Annotated in this window: 22 protein-coding genes; 5 read left to right on the top strand and 17 right to left on the bottom strand. The window is 71.8% G+C overall.

Features of this window, described 5'->3' with window-relative positions:
* A partial coding sequence (locus ACFQQJ_RS04750; protein ID WP_377104600.1) for an integrase core domain-containing protein occupies positions 1–115 on the top strand: 115 nt, incomplete at its 5' end.
* Positions 116–128: 13 nt separating this feature from the next.
* Here the strand turns inward: ACFQQJ_RS04750 and ccsB are convergent.
* From ccsB to ACFQQJ_RS04670, 16 genes are all read right to left on the bottom strand, one after another.
* Positions 129–1034: a c-type cytochrome biogenesis protein CcsB gene (ccsB, locus tag ACFQQJ_RS04745; RefSeq protein WP_377104650.1), complete on the bottom strand. Its 906-nt coding sequence runs from the start codon at positions 1032–1034 to the stop codon at positions 129–131.
* Between the two features lie 23 nt (positions 1035–1057).
* A complete protein-coding gene (locus tag ACFQQJ_RS04740; protein WP_377104646.1) occupies positions 1058–2644 on the bottom strand; it encodes a cytochrome c biogenesis protein ResB in 1587 nt (528 codons plus the stop codon).
* On the bottom strand, positions 2641–3375 hold the full coding sequence (locus tag ACFQQJ_RS04735) for a cytochrome c biogenesis CcdA family protein (RefSeq protein WP_377104643.1): 735 nt from the start codon (positions 3373–3375) through the stop codon (positions 2641–2643). The genes ACFQQJ_RS04740 and ACFQQJ_RS04735 overlap by 4 nt, the downstream gene beginning before the upstream one ends.
* Positions 3372–3914 carry a TlpA family protein disulfide reductase gene (locus tag ACFQQJ_RS04730; protein ID WP_377104648.1) on the bottom strand — a complete coding sequence of 181 codons (543 nt, stop codon included), beginning with the start codon at positions 3912–3914 and terminating at the stop codon, positions 3372–3374. Before ACFQQJ_RS04730 ends, ACFQQJ_RS04735 begins: the two co-directional genes overlap by 4 nt.
* Entirely contained in the window at positions 3911–4555 is a 645-nt protein-coding gene (locus ACFQQJ_RS04725) for a histidine phosphatase family protein (RefSeq protein WP_377104641.1), read from the bottom strand. Before ACFQQJ_RS04725 ends, ACFQQJ_RS04730 begins: the two co-directional genes overlap by 4 nt.
* Before the next feature lie 78 nt (positions 4556–4633).
* The gene (locus ACFQQJ_RS04720; RefSeq protein WP_377104639.1) at positions 4634–5434 is read right to left on the bottom strand and encodes a MerR family transcriptional regulator; all 801 of its coding nucleotides are present in this window, start codon (positions 5432–5434) and stop codon (positions 4634–4636) included.
* Between the two features lie 33 nt (positions 5435–5467).
* Positions 5468–5710, bottom strand: a complete 243-nt coding sequence (locus tag ACFQQJ_RS04715; protein ID WP_377104637.1) for a glutaredoxin family protein — start codon at positions 5708–5710, stop codon at positions 5468–5470.
* 5 nt (positions 5711–5715) lie between these two features.
* Positions 5716–5817: a 30S ribosomal protein bS22 gene (locus tag ACFQQJ_RS04710; RefSeq protein WP_002550589.1), complete on the bottom strand. Its 102-nt coding sequence runs from the start codon at positions 5815–5817 to the stop codon at positions 5716–5718.
* A gap of 132 nt (positions 5818–5949) precedes the next feature.
* Positions 5950–6153, bottom strand: coding sequence for a helix-turn-helix domain-containing protein (locus tag ACFQQJ_RS04705; protein ID WP_377104629.1), 204 nt, complete (start codon positions 6151–6153; stop codon positions 5950–5952).
* A 99-nt stretch (positions 6154–6252) separates the two neighbouring features.
* The gene (locus ACFQQJ_RS04700) at positions 6253–7230 is read right to left on the bottom strand and encodes a DUF2891 domain-containing protein (protein WP_377104627.1); all 978 of its coding nucleotides are present in this window, start codon (positions 7228–7230) and stop codon (positions 6253–6255) included.
* A 29-nt stretch (positions 7231–7259) separates the two neighbouring features.
* Positions 7260–8678 carry a GH1 family beta-glucosidase gene (locus tag ACFQQJ_RS04695; RefSeq protein WP_377104625.1) on the bottom strand — a complete coding sequence of 473 codons (1419 nt, stop codon included), beginning with the start codon at positions 8676–8678 and terminating at the stop codon, positions 7260–7262.
* Between the two features lie 10 nt (positions 8679–8688).
* Positions 8689–10965, bottom strand: a complete 2277-nt coding sequence (gene yicI, locus ACFQQJ_RS04690; protein ID WP_377104623.1) for an alpha-xylosidase — start codon at positions 10963–10965, stop codon at positions 8689–8691.
* A gap of 28 nt (positions 10966–10993) precedes the next feature.
* The gene (locus tag ACFQQJ_RS04685; protein ID WP_377104621.1) at positions 10994–11893 is read right to left on the bottom strand and encodes a carbohydrate ABC transporter permease; all 900 of its coding nucleotides are present in this window, start codon (positions 11891–11893) and stop codon (positions 10994–10996) included.
* Positions 11893–12822, bottom strand: a complete 930-nt coding sequence (locus ACFQQJ_RS04680; RefSeq protein WP_377104619.1) for a carbohydrate ABC transporter permease — start codon at positions 12820–12822, stop codon at positions 11893–11895. The genes ACFQQJ_RS04685 and ACFQQJ_RS04680 overlap by 1 nt, the downstream gene beginning before the upstream one ends.
* Positions 12823–12886: 64 nt before the next feature.
* Positions 12887–14209: an ABC transporter substrate-binding protein gene (locus ACFQQJ_RS04675; RefSeq protein WP_377104617.1), complete on the bottom strand. Its 1323-nt coding sequence runs from the start codon at positions 14207–14209 to the stop codon at positions 12887–12889.
* A gap of 49 nt (positions 14210–14258) precedes the next feature.
* Positions 14259–15287, bottom strand: a complete 1029-nt coding sequence (locus ACFQQJ_RS04670; RefSeq protein WP_377104615.1) for a LacI family DNA-binding transcriptional regulator — start codon at positions 15285–15287, stop codon at positions 14259–14261.
* 177 nt (positions 15288–15464) lie between these two features.
* Here ACFQQJ_RS04670 and ACFQQJ_RS04665 point away from each other — a divergent pair, with 177 nt between their 5' ends.
* The 4 genes from ACFQQJ_RS04665 (at position 15465) to ACFQQJ_RS04650 (ending at position 19175) form a co-directional block, all read left to right on the top strand.
* Entirely contained in the window at positions 15465–16220 is a 756-nt protein-coding gene (locus ACFQQJ_RS04665; protein WP_377104613.1) for a LamB/YcsF family protein, read from the top strand.
* Positions 16217–16816, top strand: a complete 600-nt coding sequence (locus ACFQQJ_RS04660) for an allophanate hydrolase subunit 1 (RefSeq protein WP_377104611.1) — start codon at positions 16217–16219, stop codon at positions 16814–16816. Before ACFQQJ_RS04665 ends, ACFQQJ_RS04660 begins: the two co-directional genes overlap by 4 nt.
* Complete coding sequence (locus ACFQQJ_RS04655) at positions 16813–17682, top strand: biotin-dependent carboxyltransferase family protein (RefSeq protein WP_377104609.1); 870 nt, start codon at positions 16813–16815, stop codon at positions 17680–17682. Before ACFQQJ_RS04660 ends, ACFQQJ_RS04655 begins: the two co-directional genes overlap by 4 nt.
* 89 nt (positions 17683–17771) lie before the next feature.
* Positions 17772–19175, top strand: a complete 1404-nt coding sequence (locus ACFQQJ_RS04650) for a recombinase family protein (protein WP_377104607.1) — start codon at positions 17772–17774, stop codon at positions 19173–19175.
* A gap of 183 nt (positions 19176–19358) precedes the next feature.
* On the opposite strand, the gene ACFQQJ_RS04645 is transcribed toward ACFQQJ_RS04650, so the two are convergent.
* The gene (locus ACFQQJ_RS04645) at positions 19359–19814 is read right to left on the bottom strand and encodes a hypothetical protein (RefSeq protein ID WP_377104605.1); all 456 of its coding nucleotides are present in this window, start codon (positions 19812–19814) and stop codon (positions 19359–19361) included.
* Positions 19815–19912: the final 98 nt, after the last annotated feature.

Here is a 19912-nt window from a genome sequence, read left to right as displayed (position 1 = left end):
CACCAACACCGACCGCGCAGACGCCCTTGCCCCATGGCTCAACTACTACAACACTGAACGCCGACACACCGCACTCGGAGGCCACCCCCCGATCAACCGACTGTCACCAACCTGATGGCCGAGTACAGCTAGATCCCGGCGTAGGAGTGCAGGCCGGAGACCAGCAGGTTGATGCCGATGAAGTTGAACCAGAACGTGGCCAGGCCGACGACCGCGACGACCGCGGCGCGACGTCCCTTCCACCCGGCGGTGGCGCGGGCGTGCAGGTAGACCGCGTAGACGATCCAGGTCACCAGCGACCACGTCTCCTTCGGGTCCCAGCCCCAGAAGCGTCCCCAGGCGAACTGGGCCCAGATGGCACCCGCGGCGATGGTGAACGTCCACAGCGGGAAGGCGAACGCGTGGAAGCGGTAGCTGACCCGGTCGAGGGCCGCCGCGGACGGGATCCGCGCGAGGTAGCCGCGGACGCTGCCGCGGGCCTCCGCCCGCGTCCGCACCAGGTACAGGATCGCGGCGATGCCGCCGACGTTGAAGGCGGCGCCGGCCGTGGCCGCGGCGATGATGTGGATCACGAACCACACCGAGTGCAGGGCGGGCATGAGCTCGGAGACGTCCACGTAGAACACCGTGACCGCCAGGCCCTGGCCGATCGTGAGCAGGAGCGTCACCGGCAGCCCCAGCCAGCGCATGCCGGAGCGCAGGGCGAGCACGAGGTAGACGATCGCGACGATCGCCAGCGACGTCGTGACGAACTCGTACATGTTGCCCCAGGGCGCCCGCTGGGCGGCCACGCCGCGCAGCACGACGCCGGCGACGTGCGTCAGCGCCGCCACCACGGTCACGGCCAGCCCGATCCGGCCGAGGAGCTCGGTCCGGCGGCCGTCCACGGCCACGGCGACCTCCGGCCCGGGCGCCTCCGCGGGCGCGCCGACCATGGCCGGGACCGGGCGGGCCACCTTCGCCGTCCGCACGCTGGCCCACTCGGCCGCGTGCGCGGTCATGGCCACCAGGTACAGGACCGCGGAGGTGACCATGGCCAGGCTGGAGTAGTAGGCGATCACTGCTGCTCCTCGCTGTCTGTGCCCGCCACTGTAACCCGCACCCCACAGGCCTCCGCCAGCCCCGCCACCTCCTCGGTGAGACCGCCGCGCCCCTCGACCCGGTCGAGCCCCGCGACCGACACGCGGCTCGCCGCCACCCCGGCGGGCCCGGCGGGGACGTCGTCGCCCTCCCCGTCCTCGGCCGGGCCAGCGGTGACGCGCACGAAGAGACGCCGCGGCCTCACGGTGAGGGAGACCCCCATGCCGATCACGGCGAGCATCACGGAGACCAGCACCAGCCAGCCGCCGGGGGTGTTCGAGACCTGGAGCTTGGTCCAGCGCTTCCAGCCGTCGAAGCTGATCGAGCCCCGTCCGTCCGGCAGCTCGAAGGACGCGCCGACTGACAGCCCGACGGTCACCGGCCGGTCTCCGTTCATCAGCTGGGTGAGCCCCTCCTTGTCGAGGCTGAAGACGCTCTCCGGCTCCCCGGTCTCCTGGCGGGGCGGGCCCGTCCACACGTTCAGCAGGAGCTCCGGCTTCAGGGCGTCGGGGAAGGCGGACACCATGCCACCCGCGCCGCCGGAGACCGACGTCGGCAGGAACACTCCTTCGAAGGCGAGGCGTTCGGGACGGGCGTCCGGCACCTTGATCACGCCGTCGGAGCGGAAGTTCGCGTCCTGGGGGAGGAAGACGACGGGCCCGGAGAAGGCGACGTCGCCGTTGCCGTCGGTGACCGTCACCACCGGCGCGTACCCGTGCCCGAGCAGGTGCACCGAGTCCCCGCCGATCGACAGCGGTGCGTTCACCTGGAGCAGCTGCTCGGTGTCGGGCCGACCCGGCTCGCTGACGGTGACGTGGGCGGTGAACTCCCTGGCCGCGCCGGTCTGGACCGGTCCCTCCTCGAACCGGACGTCGAAGCGGTCGACCCGCACCGTGAACGGGGAGAGGTGGGAGGAGGAGAAGGCCGCGCCGGCGCCGAACTCGTCGTACTGGGTGAGCGTGTTCGAGAACGCCTGGCCCTCGACCACGACCGCGGTGCCGCGGAAGCTGAACAGCGACCCCCAGGCCAGGCCGATCAGGGTGGTGACCAGGCAGATGTGGAAGAGGAGGTTGCCCGCCTCGCGCAGGTAGCCCCGCTCCGCCGAGATCGCGGCGTCGGTGCGCCGCACCCGGTAGCCCCGCTCCCGAAGATGCGCCTGTGCGGCGTCCAGCACGGCGGCGGGCGCGGACGCCACGGTGCCCACGGTGTGACCGGGCAGCCGGTCCAGGCGTCCCGGGCCGGCGTCGGGCAGTGCGCGCAGCTCGCGCAGGAAGGTCGCCGTGCGCGGCAGGATGCAGCCGATGAGTGAGATGAACAGCAGCAGGTAGATCGCCGCGAACCAGGCCGACCCGAACACGTCGAAGAAGCCCAGGCGTCCCAGCCACGGGCCGACCTCCGGGTTGGTGCGCAGGTAGTCGGCCACCCCCACCGGATTGGTCGGACGCTGCGGGAGCAGCGAGCCGGGGATCGCGGCGATCCCGAGGATGAGCAGCAGGATCAGCGCGGTGCGCATCGAGGTGAGGGTGGCCCAGCCGAACCGTAGCCACCCGACGAGGTTGGTCAAAGGATCACCTCGAAGCCCGCGGCCCACTGCCGCAGCCCGCCCATCAGCACGTCCCACCAGCCGGTGACCAGCAGCAGGCCGACGGCCATCATCGCGACGCCACCGGCCACCTGGATGCCCCGGTGGTGTCGCTTCACCCAGCCCAGGGTGCCCGACAGGCGGTCGAAGGCGAGCCCGGCCACGACGAACGGCAGGCCGAGCCCGAGCGAGTACGACAGGGCCAGGACGCCGCCGCGCAGCGCCGTCCCCTCGTTCAGGGCCAGGGAGAGCACCACCGACAGCGCCGGCCCGATGCACGGCGTCCAGCCCAGCGCGAACACGATCCCCAGCAGCGGGGACGCGGCCACGCCAAGGCGCGGCACCACGTTGAGCCGCCAGTCCGGCACCGGCACCCAGCCGGTGAACATCAGCCCGAGGACGATGGCCAGCACGCCGGCGACGACCGTGATCGGGCGCTGCCACTCCACCAGGGCGGCACCGACCGTGCCGGCCAGGGCGCCGGACGCGACGAACACCAGGGCCAGGCCGGCCACGAAGCCCAGCGTCCCGGCCAGCACGCGGCGGCGGTGGCCGGAGATCTCGGTGGCCCCCAGTCCGGTCGCGTAGCTCAGGTAGCCGGGCAGCAGCGGCAGCACGCACGGGGAGAAGAACGACACCAGCCCGGCGAGGAAGGCCACCGGGAGCGCCAGCAGCACCGAGCCGCCGACCGCCTGCTGCACCCACTCGGTCACGACAGGTCCTCGATCAGGCCGACCAGCGTGGCCTCCGTGGTCTCGCCGATGATCCGTGCGGCCACCCGGCCCTGGGGGTCGACCAGCAGCGTGCTCGGGATGGCACTGGCCGGGAGCTGCCCGGAGAACTCCAGCAGCAGCGCGCCGTCGGGGTCGTAGAGGTTCACGTACGGCACGCCGAAGCTCCGCACGAAGGCCTTCGGCGCCGCGGTGTCGAGGTCGCGGGTGTTGAGGCCGACGAACACGGCCACCTCCGCCGTCCGCCTGCTCGCGGCCACCAGCGCCGGGGCCTCCGCCCGGCAGGGCGCGCACCAGGAGCCCCAGACGTTGTAGACGATCACCTTGCCGGCCGCGGACGAGCTGTCCCACGCGGCACCCTCCAGCGTCGTGCCACGGATGGCGGGCGCGGGCGGGCGCTGGTCCGGGGCCAGGCGCGTGATCGTGCCGTCGCCGCCGACGAACCCGGACGTGCCGGACGGGGCCGAGCCGCAGCCGGCCAGCAGCAGGGTCAGCAGGACCGCGAGCAGCCGCCTCATCAGGCTCCCGGGCGGAAGCGCTTCACCTTGGGCGGCACCAGGTCGGCGCACGGCTCCGCGTAGTCCACGCGCACCAGGTGCGTGTCGTGGTAGGTGAACGTGGTGACGCTGGCCAGGCGCGCCTGGCGGCGCCGCGGGTCGTGCACCAGGGGCCGGCCCTCCCCCCAGCTGCGGGCCATCCAGATGGGGAGCTCGTGGGAGACGATCAGGACCTCCCCGCCGACGGCGTGGGACGCGGCGTCGGCCAGCGCCGCCCGCATGCGCGCGAGGATCGAGGTGTACGGCTCGCCCCAGGAGGGCCGCAGCGGGTTGCGCATCGCCCACCAGCTCGACGGGCGGAGCAGGATCTCGTTGTACCGGCCGAAGCTGCGTCCCTCGAACACGTTGGCGGCCTCGATCACCCGCTCGTCGATCGCCACCTCCAGCCCGGGATGCCGCGCCGCGATCGGGGCCATCGTCTCCTGCGCCCGCTGGAGCGGCGAGCTGACCAGCCGGACGAGCGGTGCGTCGGCGAAGTACTCGCCGAGCCGCTCGGCCATCTGCCGGCCCAGGTCGGACAGGCCGTACCCCGGCGTGCGCCCGTAGAGGACGCCCTCGGGGTTGTGCACCTGCCCGTGCCGCACCAGGTGGACGACGTGTTCCATCGATCTCCTCGCCTCGCTCGTGGCCCCAACAATACGCAGGGGCCACGGCGTGGCGGGAACGGGTGGCCGCCGGGGCCGTCAGCGCCGCACGAACGGCTGCTGGAGCTCGGTCACCCAGGCGTCCGGGTCGTCCATCGGGGTCTCCAGGTACACCTCGCGGCACGCTCCCGAGGGCTCGGCGTCGTTGTCCTCCAGCCACCGGCCGACGGCCTGCCAGGCCGCGCCGATGCCCGCCATCGAGCCGAGGTGCACCAGCGTCACCGCCTCCGGCACCGCCGGCAGCTCGCCGACGCCGAAGCCGGGCGCCGCCTCGCCGTCGTAGGCGAAGCCGCAGTGGCACTCCATCCCGTCCTCGCCGACCACGTAGTAGCCGACGCCGAGCCCGGGACGCGCGCCGGCCGCGGTCATCGCGTCCCACACCCGGCCGAACAGTGGCCCGACGTGGGCGCTGATGTCGTCCTGGGCGCCCACCGTGCACGACAGCTCGCCCAGCCGCAGCGCGGGGACGGGCTTCACCACGAACTCTTGATCCATCTGTGACTCTCCTTCGATCAGGCGGAGACGTCGCTCGACGGCGGCGAGCTGGTCGCCGGTCGCCCGCAACTGCTCGGCGAGTTCGGCCCGCCGCAGCACCAGCATCCCCTCGAGCTGCGCGACCGTCAGGTGGTCGTCGAGGAGCCGTCCGATGGCCTCCAGCCCGAACCCGAGGCCCCGCAGGGCCACGATGCGGTTCAGCCGTGCCAGCTGCGCGGCGGAGTAGCTGCGGTAGTTGGTCCAGGGGTCGACGTGCGCAGGCACGAGCAACCCCAGCTCGTCGTAGTTGCGAAGCATGCGTACCGACACCTGGCCGAGCCGGGCGAAGTCTCCGATCTTCAACATGACTCCTTTGTCATGCCTCTGGCGGGGTGAGGGTCAAGCCCCCAGCGCAGACTCCAGCGCGACGGCGTCCACGTGCCAGAAGGCATGGCGGACGCCGTCCACGAACGTCACCGGGACGTGGTCGGTGTACTCGGCCCTCAGGGTCTCGTCCGCGTCGACGTCGCGCACCGCCCAGGAGTTCCCGGTGGCGGCGCAGACGGCGCGGACGACCTCGAGGGCCTCGTCACAGAGGTGGCAGCCATCACGGACCAGCAGCACCACGCGGGGCTGGTCCATGGGGGTTACTTGCCGGCGCGACGACGCTGGATGCGCGTCTTCTTGAGCAGCTTGCGGTGCTTCTTCTTCGCCATCCGCTTGCGGCGCTTCTTGATGACCGAACCCACTGGCAGACCTCTCGGTTACCGTCCTGCGGACGGCAGATGAATGGATCGGGCTGGTGGTCCAGCCCGAAAGGACCCGGCTGGACGACCCAGCCAAGCACAAGATCTTACTGGTCGCCCCCACCGGGGACGAAATCAGCCTGCGTGGTAGAAGGACTCACGCAGGTAGGCGTTCACGGCGTGCTCGGGGACACGGAAGTTGCGGCCGAAGCGCACCGCCTCCAGATCACCGGAGTGGATGAGCCGGTACACCGACATCCGCGACACCCGCAGCGCAGCTGCGACCTCGGCCACCTTCAGAAACCGGACCGTTCCCAACGGCGTCACCGGGTCGTTCATCTGCGTACCTTCCCCCTCCTCAGGGGCTGCCCTCGCGGCAGCCGCTCCGGCCAACACTAGTGGCCGAGGGGGTCTCGTGGGACCTCTGTGACGAAGATGTCAATCCGCCACGCCGTGGGCCAGCAGGGCGAAGGACGCCAGCCAGTGCTCCGACATGTAGTCGCCGCCCACGACGTGCTCCAGCCCGGCCGCTGCGTGCCGCCGGGCGGCGTCACGCAGGTCGTGGCGGCCCAACCGCGCACCGAGCCGTCCGAGCACCCCGGCGCGGTGGAGGTTGAGCCCGTCGAGGTGGGCCACCTGCCCGTCGCTGCGGTCACCACCGGCCACCGGTTCGGCCCACGCACCGAGCTCGCCGGCGGCCAGCGTCGGCAGGAAGGCGTGCAGCCACTCCTCGAACCGCGGGGACGGCAGCAGTTCCGCCATCAGGTCGGCCTCCGCCAGCCCCGGGGAGAGGAAGTCCCAGCCGTCGGGCTCCCAGCGGTTGTCGTACCCGGCGTCGGTGCCGTACCAGCGGGACGCGGCGTCGGTGATGGCCGCCAGCAGCGCGGGATCCCCGTCCCGCTCGCCGCGGCGTGCCCAGCGCAGGGCCCGCGTGAGCCCGAAGGCGCTGTTGAGGTGCATCCCCGCCCGCACGGGACGGGCCATGCCGGGCAGCCAGCCGACGAACCGCGCGGCCAGCAGGTCTGCGAGGGGCCGCAACGCCGCGGCCCAGCGGGTCGCGTCCGGGTCGTCCCAGCCGGTCACCTCCTCCGCCAGCTCCAGCGCCCAGCCCCAGCCGTAGGGACGCTCGAACAGCGGGTCCGCGGCGAGGTAGGCCAGCTCGCCGGCGATCGCATCCGGATTCAGGTGGTCGTCCAGCAGCGCCCGGGCGCCGGGGGCGTCCGTCCCGTCCCGCAGCAGGCGCACCAGCGCCCAGTGCATGTGCACGGCGGAGTGCCAGTCGTAGCAGCCGTGGAAGGCCGGGTGGGCCCGGCGGGGTTCCAGCACGACCGGCCCGGCGGCCGAGTGCCGCCAGCCGTGCGGGTACTCCCGGCCGAGGGCGTCCATGATGGCGGGCAGGTAGGCGGCGGCGTGCATGCCCCCGATTGTGCCGCCGCCGAGGCCCCTCAGGCGGGACCGGCGGCCGACACCGGGGGCAGTGTCCGCCCGGCGAGCAGCCGGGCGTACCAGTGCGCCGAGTCCTTCCAGGTGCGTTCAAGGGTGTCGAAGTCCACCCGGATGATGCCGAAGCGCCGCGAGTAGCCCCACGCCCACTCGAAGTTGTCCAGCAGGGACCACAGGAAGTAGCCGCGCACGTCGGCCCCGGCGTCCATCGCCGCGGCCACGGCGGCGAGGTGGTCGTGCACGTAGGCCACCCGCTGGACGTCGCGGACGCGGCCGTCGGCGTCCACGTGGTCGTCGAAGGCCGCGCCGTTCTCCGTGATCACCAGCGGCAGCCCGGGGTAGCGCCCATGCAGGTCGAGCAGCAGCGCGGTCAGCCCCTCGGGGGCGATGTTCCAGCCCATCTCGGTGTAGGGCCCGGGCTCGGTGACGAAGGCGACCCGGTCGGCCCCGACCCAGGGCGAGGACGCCGACTCCCTGTGCCCGGAGTTGTCGGAGGTCGTGTCGCCGTCCGGGGCGTGGCGGACCATCGTCGTGGCGTAGTAGTTGACGCCCAGGGCCGCGAGCGGCTGCCGGATCGCCGCCAGGTCGCCCGGCAGGACGAAGTCCCAGGCGGTGAGCCCGGCGGTGTCGGCCAGCAGGTCGTCGGGGTAGGCGCCCTCCAGCATCGGCCCGGTGAACGCCCGGTTGCCCACCGCGTCGATCTGGCGGACCGCGTCGAGGTCGGCCGCGCTGCCCGGGTCGGCCGCGCGCAGCGCGTGCAGGTTGAGGGTGACCGACACCCGCGCCTGCGCGCCGAGCACGTCGCGGATGGCCGTGGCGGCCAGGCCGTGCGCGAGGTTGAGGTGGTGGACGGCCCGCAGCGCCGCCACCGGCTCGGTGCGCCCGGGCGCATGGACGCCGGAGGCGTACCCGAGGTAGGCGGAGCACCACGGCTCGTTCAGGGTCGTCCAGGTGTGCACGCGCTCGCCGAGCTCGGTGGCCATCAGCCGCGCGTACTCGGCGAAGGCCAGCGCGGTGTCGCGGTTCGCCCAGCCGCCGGCGTCCTCCAGTTCCTGGGGGAGGTCCCAGTGGTAGAGCGTCACCCACGGTTCGACGCCGGCCGCCCGGAGGGCGTCCAGCAGGTCGCGGTAGAACGCGACGCCGGCCTCGTTCAGCGCCCCGGTGCCCCCCGGCTGCACCCGCGGCCAGGAGATCGACAGCCGGTAGCAGTCCAGCCCGAGGGCGGTGATGTGCCCGAGGTCCTCACGCCAGCGGTGGTAGTGGTCGCAGGCCACGTCCCCGGTGTCGCCGTACTCCGTGGCGCCGGGGGTGTGGCTGTAGGTGTCCCAGATCGAGGGCCCGCGGCCGTCCTCGGACGCCGCCCCCTCGATCTGGTAGGCAGCGGTCGCCGAGCCGAACCGGAACCCCGGGCCGAAGGTCACCGCGCCCACCTCAGGCCTCCACCCGCACGGTGCCCGGCCCGTGCGCGGTGGCCGACGGCGCGCCGCCGGCGACCGCGACCGACCAGCCGGCGGGGGCGTCGTCACTGCTCACGACGACCTCCGCGCCGCTGCGGCGCACCCGGAAGGTGGCCGCGCTCCCCGTTCCCCCGGGCACGACCAGCGTGCGGTCGTAGCCGTCCGGGAGCTCGTAGAGCCGCAGCGTCACGTCCTCGGCCCATGCGTACTCGGGGCTGTCCTGCACCGCGCCGACCGGCAGCACCGTCCCGGGCCGCACGTACACCCCGAGGGAGTCGAAGCCGTAGGTGCGCGACGTCCAGGCCGGCCCCTCGGCCACCGAGCCGTCGAGCAGGTGCGTCCACCGGCCGGCCGGCAGGTAGGTCTCCCCCACCCCGTCGGCGCGGAACACCGGGGAGACGCAGAGCGCGTCGCCGAGCATGAACTGGGTGTCGACGGTGTGGGTGCCGCGGTCCTGCGGGAACTCCAGCACCATCGGGCGCATCATCGCGATGCCCTCGTCGCTGGCCTGCGCGGCGATCCCGCCCAGGTAGGGCATCAGCGAGAGCTTCAGCCGGGTGAACCGGCGGGTGACCTCCACGGCCTCCTCGTCGAAGGCCCACGGCACCCGGTACGACCCGGACCCGTGCAGGCGGGAGTGCGAGGAGAGCAGTCCGAAGGGCAGCCACCGCTTGAATACGCCCGTGTCCGGGGTGCCCTCGAACCCGCCGATGTCGTGGCTCCAGTAGCCGAACCCGGACAGGGCCAGCGACAGCCCGCCCCGCAGCGACTCGGCCATCGAGGCGTAGGTGGAGTCGCAGTCGCCGCCCCAGTGGACGGGGAACTGCTGGCCGCCGGCCGTGGCGGAGCGCGCGAAGAGGACGGCCTCGCCCTCGCCGCGCTCGGCCACGAGCAGCTCGTGGACGCAGCTGTTGTAGAGGTGCGCGTAGTAGTTGTGCATCCGCTGCGGGTCGGAGCCGTCGTGCCACGCGACGTCCGTGGCGGGGATGCGCTCGCCGAAGTCGGTCTTGAACGCGTCCACGCCCTGGTCGAGCAGCACCTTCAGCTTGCCCTGGAACCAGGCGCGGGCCTCCGGGTTGGTGAAGTCCACCAGCCCCATGCCGGCCTGCCACTTGTCCCACTGCCAGACGTCGCCGGACGTGGTGCGCAGCAGGTAGCCCTTCTCGGCGCCCTCGGCGAACAGCGCGGAGCGCTGCGCGATGTAGGGGTTGATCCACACGCAGATGCGCACCCCCTTCTCCTTCAGCCGGGCGAGCATGCCGACGGGGTCGGGGAAGGTGCGCGGGTCCCACTCGAAGTCGCACCACTGGTACTCGCGCATCCAGAAGCAGTCGAAGTGGAACACCGACAGCGGCAGCTCGCGCTCGGCCATGCCGTCGATGAAGCTCGAGACGGTCGCCTCGTCGTAGCTGGTGGTGAACGACGTGGTCAGCCACAGCCCGAACGACCAGGCCGGCAGGCGCGCCGGGCGTCCGGTGAGCGCGGTGTAGCGGCGCAGCACGTCCTTGGGGGTGGGCCCGGCGATCACGTGGTAGGACAGCGACTGCCCCTCCACCGAGAACTGGACGCGGGTGTTCACCTCCGAGCCCACCTCGTAGGAGACGCGCTCGGGGTGGTCGGTGAAGACGCCGTAGCCCCGGCTGGTCAGGTAGAACGGGACGCTCTTGTACGCCTGCTCGCTGGAGGTGCCCCCGTCCTCGTTCCAGATGTCGACGACCTGGCCGTTCTTGGTGAAGGCGCCGAACCGCTCGCCGAGGCCGTACACCTGCTCGCCCGGCTCGAGCGCGAGCTGCTCGTGCACGAACTCGCGGCCGTCCCTGTGCTGCATGGCGCCGACCGACTTGGCCAGCGAGGAGGTCAGCACCCGTCCCCCGGAGACGAAGTCCGCCCGCCACGAGCCGCGCCGCGGAACGCGGACCTCCAGCTCGCCGGACCGCAGGACGGCGACGTCCTCACCCAGCTCCACCTCGGGCACGAAGCCTTCGGGGCGGTGCAGGGCGAAGGACGGGCCGACGGGCCGCCGTCCGTCGTGGTGGACGATGCGGGTGCTGATCACCCCGGGCGCGGGCGAGGAGTAGGTGATGGTGAGCATCGGGCGGTTGAGCACGTCACCGCGGCCCCGGATCCGGGACGTCGGCGCGTACACGGTCATGGTGCCGGCGGCCGGGTCGATGCGGACGTCGTCGACCTCGACCGCGTACAGGGGGGTGTACTCGGGCCGAATGGCCCAGTACCCGTCGGTGAACTTCATGGGCGTCTTTCGGTTCTGTGGTGGCCGGTCACTTCACCGCGCCGGCGGTGACGCCGCGGGTGAGGGTCCGCTGGAAGATGAGGAAGAAGACCAGCGCCGGCAGCAGCGAGACCAGGGCCCCGGCGTTGGTCGTGGGGGCGTCCATCATCCGGTCGCCCTGCAGCGAGGCGAGCGCGATCGGGACGGTCTGGGTGGCGTTCGAGGTGAGCATCACCAGCGGGATGAAGAACTCGTTCCACGTCCAGATGAAGAAGAACACCATCAGCACGCCGAGCGTGGGCCGCAGGATCGGGTAGACCACCGACCACAGGATGCGGAACCGTCCCGCCCCGTCCAGTGCCGCGGCCTCGAGGAGCTCCACCGGGAAGGTGCTCAGCACCGAGGACAGCAGGTAGATGCCGAAGGCGGACTGGATCACGGTGAAGATGATGATCACCGACCACTGCGAGTTCGACAGCCCGACCGCGTTGGCCATGGTGAACAGCGGGTAGATGATCGCCTCCTGCGGCAGCATGTTGGCGATCAGGAACACCGCGATGATCCACACCCTGCCCTTCACCCGCCCGATGCCGATCGCGTAGGCGGTGATCAGGGAGAGGAAGGTGCCGAACACGGCCACCAGCCCCGAGATCATGATTGAGTTGAGCAGCTTCAGAGGGAACTGCGTGCGGTTCCAGAAGTTGACCAGGCCGTCGGTGTAGAAGGCCGTCGGCAGGCTGAGCGGCCCGTTCTGGGAGTAGTCGGCCGAGGACTTGAAGGCGTTCATCGCCATGATCACGAACGGGGCGAGCATGGCCAGCGCGAACAGCCCGGCGGCGGCCAGGACGAACCAGCGTCCCACCCCCCGGTGCAGGCGCGCGTCCACCTTGTTGCCCGGCACGGCCGTGCCCTTCACGACGACCGGCGTCGTTGCGGTGGTGGTGGACATCAGCGTCCCTCCCTCTCGCGCCGCTCGGCCCGCGCCTGGAACTGCAGGATGACGGTGGCGACGATGATGATCACGATGGTGAGGACGGTGGCCACGGCGGCGCCGTAGCCCACCTTCGACTTGTCGAAGAAGTTGAGGAACGAGTAGTAGCTGGGCACCAGCGTCGTCCCCTCGGGGCCGCCGCGGGTGAGCACGTAGACCGGGGCGAACACCTTCAGCGCCGCGACCGTGCAGGTCAGGGTGACCACGAAGGTCTCCGGCTTGATCTGCGGCAGGGTGATCGCGCGCAGCCGGGCCCACCAGTTGGCGCCGTCGAGCTCCGCGGCCTCGTACAGCTCGGGGTCGACCCGCTGGAGGGCGGCCATGAAGATCACCACGGGGTAGCCGATCTGCACCCAGATCAGCACCAGCATGACGCTCGGCATCGCGAGCTGCGGGTTGCCCAGCCAGTCGGGCGGATCGGTCACGCCGAGGTTGGTGAGGATGACGTTGACCGCGCCGTCCTGGGCGTTCAGGATCCAGTTCCACACCACGCCCGCCACCGCGACCGGCAGGATCTGCGGCAGGTAGTAGGTGGCCCGCAGCACCGAGGCGACGCGGGCACCGAAGCGCCGTCCGAGGTAGTCGAAGAGCACCGCGGCCAGGACGAGCCCGATCACGGTCGGCACGACGACCATCGCCACGACCATCGAGATCGAGTTGCGGAACGACGTCCAGAAGGCCTCGTCGGCCAGCAGGTCGGCGTAGTTGCCCAGGCCGTACCAGCGCATCGGCGCCAGGCCGCCCTTCCACTTGAACAGGCTGTAGTAGACGTTCATCACCAGGGGGTAGCCGATGACCAGCAGGAAGGCGAGCGCGCCGGGGATCAGGTACGGCAGGTAGGGGACCCAGGTGGCCCTGCGCCTCGTTGTCGTGTCGGTGGTAGCCATGTCTTCCTCGCTGTCGTGCGAACCGGGGGCGGGGTGGGCGCCTGGCCCACCCCGCACGCCGTGTTCAGCCGTTGAGCAGGTCGTCCTTGCCCTGGGCGTAGGCCTTGCCGAGGCCCTCGAGGGTCGCCGGGACGTCCTTGTTGCCGTTGGCGAGGGCCTGGAGCTGCGCCACGATCACGTCGTAGTAGCCCGGCACCGGCCAGTCGGGGTAGAACGCCAGCCCGTCCTGCTTGAGGATCGAGTCGAAGTTCGTGGTGAGCTCCTTGACCTTCGCGTCGGTGATCACCGAGGTGTCACCGGCGACCGGGAGGCCACCCTTCTCGGCCAGCACGTTCTGCACCTCGGGGCTCAGCGTGATGTCGATGAACTCCTTGGCCAGCTCGGGCGACTTCGCCTTGGTCGGGATCACCCAGATGTTGCCGGACGAGCCCGGGTGCAGGGCGTTGCCAGGGAAGAGGAACATGCCCCAGTCGGCCTTCATCTCGGTGGCCAGGCGGCCGAACCACCAGGAGCCGGAGACCATCATCGGGTACTTGCCCTTGATGAAGGACACGCCCATGTCCTCGGCCTTCAACGCGGCCACGTTCTTGTCGATGTAGCCCTTGGAGATCCAGTCCTTCAGCGCGGTGGTGCCCGCGGTCATCTGGGCGCCCTGGAAGTCCACGTCGTTGGCGAAGAGCTGGTAGTCGTTCACGAAGGACCGGTCGGCGTTCGCCAGCACGAGCTCGTACCAGAGCTGGCCGAGCGGGTACTCCGCGCCGGCGGTCGCCAGCGGGGTGACGCCCTTGGCCTTGAAGGTGTCCATGACCTTCACGAACTCGTCCATGGTGGTCGGCACCTGCAGGTCGTACTTCGCGAACAGGTCCTTGTTGTAGTAGACCCCGACGAACTCGCCGTAGTTCGGGACGCCGTACCACTCGCCCGAGCCCATCAGGCCCTTGTCGTTGTACTTCGCCGTGGTGGCCAGCGAGCCGGCGAGCTTGCTCTCCCAGCCGTACTGCGTGGCGGCGTCGGTGAGCGGGGTGATCAGGCCCTGCGCGGCCAGCTGGCCGGCGGTGGCGTTGCCCTTGTTGTACTCCATGACGTCGGGCACGGAGTCCCCGGTGAGCACGATCTTGGCGTTCTTCTGGATCTGCTCGAAGGTCTGCGCCTCCTCCTTGACGGTGACGTCGGGGTGCTTGGCCTTGAAGATCTCGACGGCCTTCGCCCAGGCCTGGCCCATCGCCGACTCGTCACTCTCGTAGTCCCAGATGGTCAGCGTCTTCGGCTCGCTCGCGGCGCTCGAGCCGCCGGCCGAGGGAGCCGAACCTGCGCTGGAGCAGGCAGTCAAGGCGAGGGTGAGCGTCGCCGCGGCTGCGACGAGCGTCACGCCCATGTTTCGCTTCATTGCGTGTCCTTTCGGTGGAGCCGGGGATCCGGCGGGGACGGAGACCTGGTCAGGCGTCCGGTTCGGTCCTGGCTGGACCAAGGCTCATCCCCGGCTCGAGCACGCAGGGAATGAGTTGATTGGGGAGGGGGTGGCGGCCGTCGGAGAGCTGGTCGAGCAGCCGGTCGACGGCGAGGCGGCCGAGTTCGGCGCCGGGAGCGTGCATGGTGGACAGCGGCGGGTAGGTCAGGACGCCGACGCCGGGCGAGGTGACGATGCCGAGCACGGAGACGTCCTGCGGGATGGCCAGGCCGCGGTGCTGGAGTTCGGCGTAGACGCCGAAGGTGGCGAGCTCGTTCATCGTGACGATCGCGGTCAGCCGGGGCTCGGAGGCCAGCAGGTCGGCGGTCACCTCGCGTCCGACGACCGGCGACTCGGCGCAGGCCCGGGCGAGCGGCTCCAGCCCGTGCCCGGCCATCGCCCGGTCGAACGCGACGGCGGCGCGGACGGCCGGGCCGTAGCCGGCGTCGATGCGCTCCTGGGAGTGGTTGATGAAGGCGATGTGCCGGTGGCCGAGGCCGACGAGGTGCTCGATGGCCCGCTCGACGGTGGCGTCGAAGTCGATGTCGACGCTGGGACGGTGCTGGACGTCGCGCGTGCGGCCGATCATCACGTAGGGCACCTGCGCGGCCTCGAGGACGTCGATGCGCTGGTCGTCGAGCACGACCTCCATCACGAGGACGCCGTCGGCCATGCCCTGCCGCGCGAGGTTGCGGACCTCCTTGGCCTGGCCGACCTCGAAGGGCCACAGCACGAGCTGGTAGCCCTGCTCGCGGGAGCGTTCCGCCGCGGCGCGGACGAACTCGCCCACCGTCCCGCCCACGCCGTCGCCGAACTGGGGGTAGATCAGCGCGATCACCTTGCTGCGCCGCGAGGCCAGCGACCGGGCCATCGCGTTGGGCTGGAACCCGAGCCGCCTCATCGACTCCTGGATGCGCTCGCGGGTCTCCGGACGGATCGGGCGGGCGCCGGAGAGGGCGTAGGACACGGTGGACACCGAAACCCCTGCCTCGCGCGCCACGTCGGCGATCGTTGCCACTGCTCACCTCCTCGAGAGCTTCGTCGAAGCGCTTCGTCGAAGCGTTTCGATGGCTATATGTTGCGATACGCAACGAACCCGGGTCAAGAGCAATCCGGTCACGATCTCATCAAGACGGCTCACGACCGCCGGGCTGCCCGCTCGACAACGCCGCGGGCGAGGCGGGACGCTGATGCCATGCGCATCGACCTGAACGCCGACCTCGGGGAGTCGTACGGCGCGTGGACGATGGGCGACGACGCGGCCCTGCTCGACGTCGTCACGAGCGCCAACATCGCGTGCGGCTTCCATGCCGGCGACCCGCTGGTGATGGCGCGGACGGTGGAACAGGCCGCCGCGCGCGGGGTGGTCGTCGGGGCCCACATCGGCTACCGCGACCGCGATGGCTTCGGGCGGCGCTCCCTCGATGTCGCGCCCGCGGAGCTGCGGGCCGAGACGGTGTACCAGCTCGGTGCGCTCGCCGCGGCCTGCCAGGTGGCGGGCACGCGCCTGGCGTACGTGAAGCCGCACGGCGCGCTCTACCACGCGATCACGACCGACGCCGGCCAGGCCGGTGCCGTGGTGTCGGCGATCGCGTCCTTCGACCCCTCGCTGGCGCTGCTCGGCCTGCCCGACACGCTCGCCACCCGCCTGGCGGCCGCGGCCGGGCTGCGCACCGTCACCGAGGCCTTCGCCGACCGCGCCTACACCGGGGACGGCGGGCTGGTGCCCCGCGGTGAGCCCGGCGCGGTGCTGCGGGACGCCGGGCTGGTCGCCGCGCGCATGGTCGAGCTCGCCACCACCGGCACGGTGGAGGCGGTGGACGGGCGCCGGGTGGCGGTGGCTGCCGAGTCGGTGTGCGTCCACGGGGACTCCCCCAACGCCGTGGCCATGGCGCGGGCCGTGCGCGCGGCGCTCGAGGAGAGCGGGGTCGACGTGCGGGCGTTCGCGTGAGGCTGCTGCCCTTCGGCGAGTGCGCGCTGCTCGTGGAGTGCGAGCCGGACCAGGTGGCCGGCATCACGGCTGCGCTCGCGTCCCTGCCTGCGGAGGTCGTCCCGGCGGCGCGGACGGTGCTGGTGCGCGCCGCCTCCCCGGACCTGCTCGGCGGGCTGCGCCGGGAGGTGTCCCGCATCCTGGCCGGCCCGCTGCCCGCCGCGCCGGCGCCCCGGGCCGAGCGGACGGTGGTCGTGCCGGTCCGCTACGACGGGGAGGACCTGGCCGAGGTGGCAGCGCTCACCGGGCTGTCCGAGGACCAGGTCGTGGCGGCTCACACCGGCACGCCCTGGCGGGTCGCCTTCGGCGGGTTCGCGCCGGGCTTCGCCTACCTCGACGGCGGTGATCCCCGGCTGGTGGTGCCCCGCAGGGCGACCCCGCGGACCGTCGTGCCGGCCGGTTCGGTCGGGCTCGCCGGCGCGTACTCGGGCATCTACCCGCGCCCGTCGCCGGGCGGCTGGCAGCTGATCGGCCGCACGTCGGTGGCGTTGTGGGACCTCGAGCGGACACCGCCGGCACTGCTGCGCCCGGGCTGGTGGGTGAGGTTCCAGGCATGATCGAGATCATCAGGCCCGGCCCGCTGGCGCTGGTCGAGGACGCCGGCCGTCCGGGACTGGCCGCGGTCGGCGTGAGCGCGTCCGGGGTCTTCGACCGGGGCGCATTCGCCGAGGGCGCGCGGCTCGTCGGCAACGACATCGGGTGCGCGTCGGTCGAGATCACCCTGGGCGGGCTGGCGGCGCGCGTGGACCGGGACCACCGGGTGGCGCTCACCGGCGCCGAGTGCCCGGCGTCCGTGAACGGGACGGCCGTGGCCTGGGGCGTGCCGATCGAGCTCGCCGCCGGCGACGAGCTCCGGCTGGGCCTGCCGTCCCGTGGGCTGCGCAGCTACTTGTCGGTCGCCGGCGGGGTCGACGTGCCGCCGGTGCTCGGGTCGCGGTCCACCGACCTGCTGTCGGGCCTGGGACCCGCGCGGCTGCGCGCCGGCGACGTCCTGCCGGTCGGCGTCGTCGACCCGGCCCGGGACGCCTCAGGCCCGACCCTCGGTGGCTGGACCCCCGCCGCGCCCGGCTCGCCCGCCGCGCTCGCCCTGCTTCCGGGCCCACGCACCGACTGGCTCTCCGACCCCGCCCAGCTCACCGGGGAGTGGCAGGTCTCGCCCGACAGCAACCGGGTCGGCGTCCGGCTCACCGGGCCGGCGCTGGCGCGCACCGGCGAGCGCGAGTTGCCCAGCGAGCCGCTGGTCCGCGGCGCCGTGCAGGTGCCGCCGGCGGGGCAGCCGGTGGTGTTCGGTCCGGACCACCCCACCACCGGCGGCTACCCTGTCGTCGCCGTGCTCACCGAGGCGAGCATCGACCGCCTCGCCCAGTGCCGCCCCGGGGACACCGTGCGGCTCGCCTGGGCAGGCCCGGCGGACCTGGCCTGACGCAGGCTCAGGCCGCCGGCGGCGGGCGCCCGGCATGGTGGTGATGGCACAACAGGGGGAGGTTAATGGTGAGTTGCTAATCTGCCATCATGGTTGAGCAGGTGAGAGCGGCGGCGATCTACGCGCGGATCAGCAGTGATCAGGAGGGAACCGGGCTGGGCGTGGCCCGGCAGGTGAAGGAGTGCCGGGCCCTGGCGGAGCGGCTGGGCTGGCCGGTGCTGGCCGAGTACGTGGACAACGACATCTCGGCGTACAGCGGCAAGCGGCGCCCGGAGTACCGGCGGATGCTGGCCGAGGTGAAGGCCGGGCGGGTGGACGCGGTCCTGATCTACCACCTGGACCGGTTGACCCGGCGCCCGGTGGAGTTGGAGGAGTTCATCGAGACGTTGACCCGTTCGGGTGCGCGGTTGAAGTTCGTGTCCGGGGATGCTGACATCACGACCGGTGATGGGCTGTTGGTGTTGCGTATGTTGGCGGCTGTGGCAGCGAACGAGTCCGACTCGAAGAAGCGAAGGTTGGAGTTGAAGCACAAGGAGCTGGCCGAGAAGGGTGTGCCGTTGCGTGGCGGACGGTACCGCCCGTACGGGTACGCCGAGGACCGGGTGACGATCGTGCCGGAGGAGGCCGCGATCATCCGTGTTCTGGTGGCGCGGTTCCTGGCCGGGGAGTCGTGGCGTTCGCTGACCGCCTGGACCCAGGAGCAGGGGATCCCGACCTCGACCGGTGGGGAGTTCACGACGATGAGCCTGCGCACGATGCTGCTCTCGGCCCGGATCGCGGGGCTGCGCACGCATGGCGGGCAGGTGGTTGCGAAGGGCCAGTGGGAGCCGATCATCGACCCGGCCGACCGGGACCGGATGCGGGCCCTGGTCGAAGCCCGCAAGCGCACCGGACGCCGAACGCCGCGCCGCTATCTGCTGTCGGGGCTGGTGCGCTGCTCGCGGTGCGGGAACCGGCTCTATGCCGCCGCCCGCAAGGAAGGCCGCCGTTACGTGTGCTCCCAGGGCCCGGATCATGGGGGTTGCGGCAAGATCATGGTTCAGGCCGAGCCGGTCGAGGAGCTGGTGACCGCCGGTGTGCTGATGCGGCTCGCATCCCCAGCCCTTGCCGATGCTCTTGCGGGCCGTGCCCGGGACGATGATGAGGCGGCGAAGCTGGCCGCGCAGGTGCAGGCCGATCAGGCCAAGCGCACCGAGCTGGTCGCGATGTTCGCCAACAACGAGATCGACCGGGCCGAGTGGCGAGCCGCCCGCGACGTGATCGACACCCGGCTACGGCACACCCAACATCGCCTGGCCGAACTCACCCACACCGACGCCCTGGCCGGGCTCGACCTTGCCGCCGCCGACCTCGCCGAGCAGTTCGCCCGGCTCGAGCTCGAACGCCAACACGCGATCATCGCCACCGTGCTGGACCATGTGGTGATCCTGCCCGGCAAGCGAGGGGCCCATTCGGTGGACCCGGCCCGTGTGGAGCCCGTCTGGCGGCTGTGACCGGCCGGGTGCGCGCGGCGCGCGCGGCAAGCCGCTAGCGCCGCCGCCGCGCCTCCCGCCCGGTCAACAGCACGACCACACGGCACACCACCTCCGGATCGGTGACCACAACCGGCACCCCCTGACGCTCGCACGACCCCCTCACCCACTCCTCGACCTGGGCCGGGGTGAAGCCCGTCCCGGTCACCGGGCACCGTCCCATTGCAGCCACAGCGCCGGCGGCCCCTGCCAGTCCTCGGCCTGGCCCGAGGTCCACACCCTGGCCGGCCAGCCCCCCATGAGCCGGGACGCCTCAGCGGTCACCTCGCCCGGTGAGTCTCCGCGCAGCGACACCGAGCGGGGCGTGAAGCCCTGGGCCACATCGAACCTGTGCAGCCCCTTGGGACGCTTGTGGTCGTCAACCTCGGTGAACGTCTTGGCCACGTACTTCGACAGATAGCCCGCCGTCCTCCGAGCCTCGACCATCGCCGACGCACCGGCCGGAAGCCCCGACAGCCGCTTGATCGAGACGAACCCGTTCCCCCAAACCCGCTCGATCAGGGGCTGAGTGACGTAACGGCCGACCGCGAAGTGCAGGTGCAGCCCGTGATCGGTCTTGTGCCACTCCGGAATGAGTATGTCAACTCGACTTGGCCCCACCAGGACGGCTTGAGTTGGCCCCACCTGCTCGGGTGTGGGCGAGGCGGTAGCTGGTCGTGCCGGTTTCGATGATGGTGGCGTCGTAGGTCAGGCGGTCG

The organism is Propionicimonas sp. T2.31MG-18 (assembly GCF_964266745.1).
Taxonomy (GTDB): Bacteria; Actinomycetota; Actinomycetes; order Propionibacteriales; family Propionibacteriaceae; genus Propionicimonas.
The sequence above is the reverse complement of the archived record's forward strand: the minus strand, read 5'-3'. Positions and strand labels throughout refer to the sequence as shown.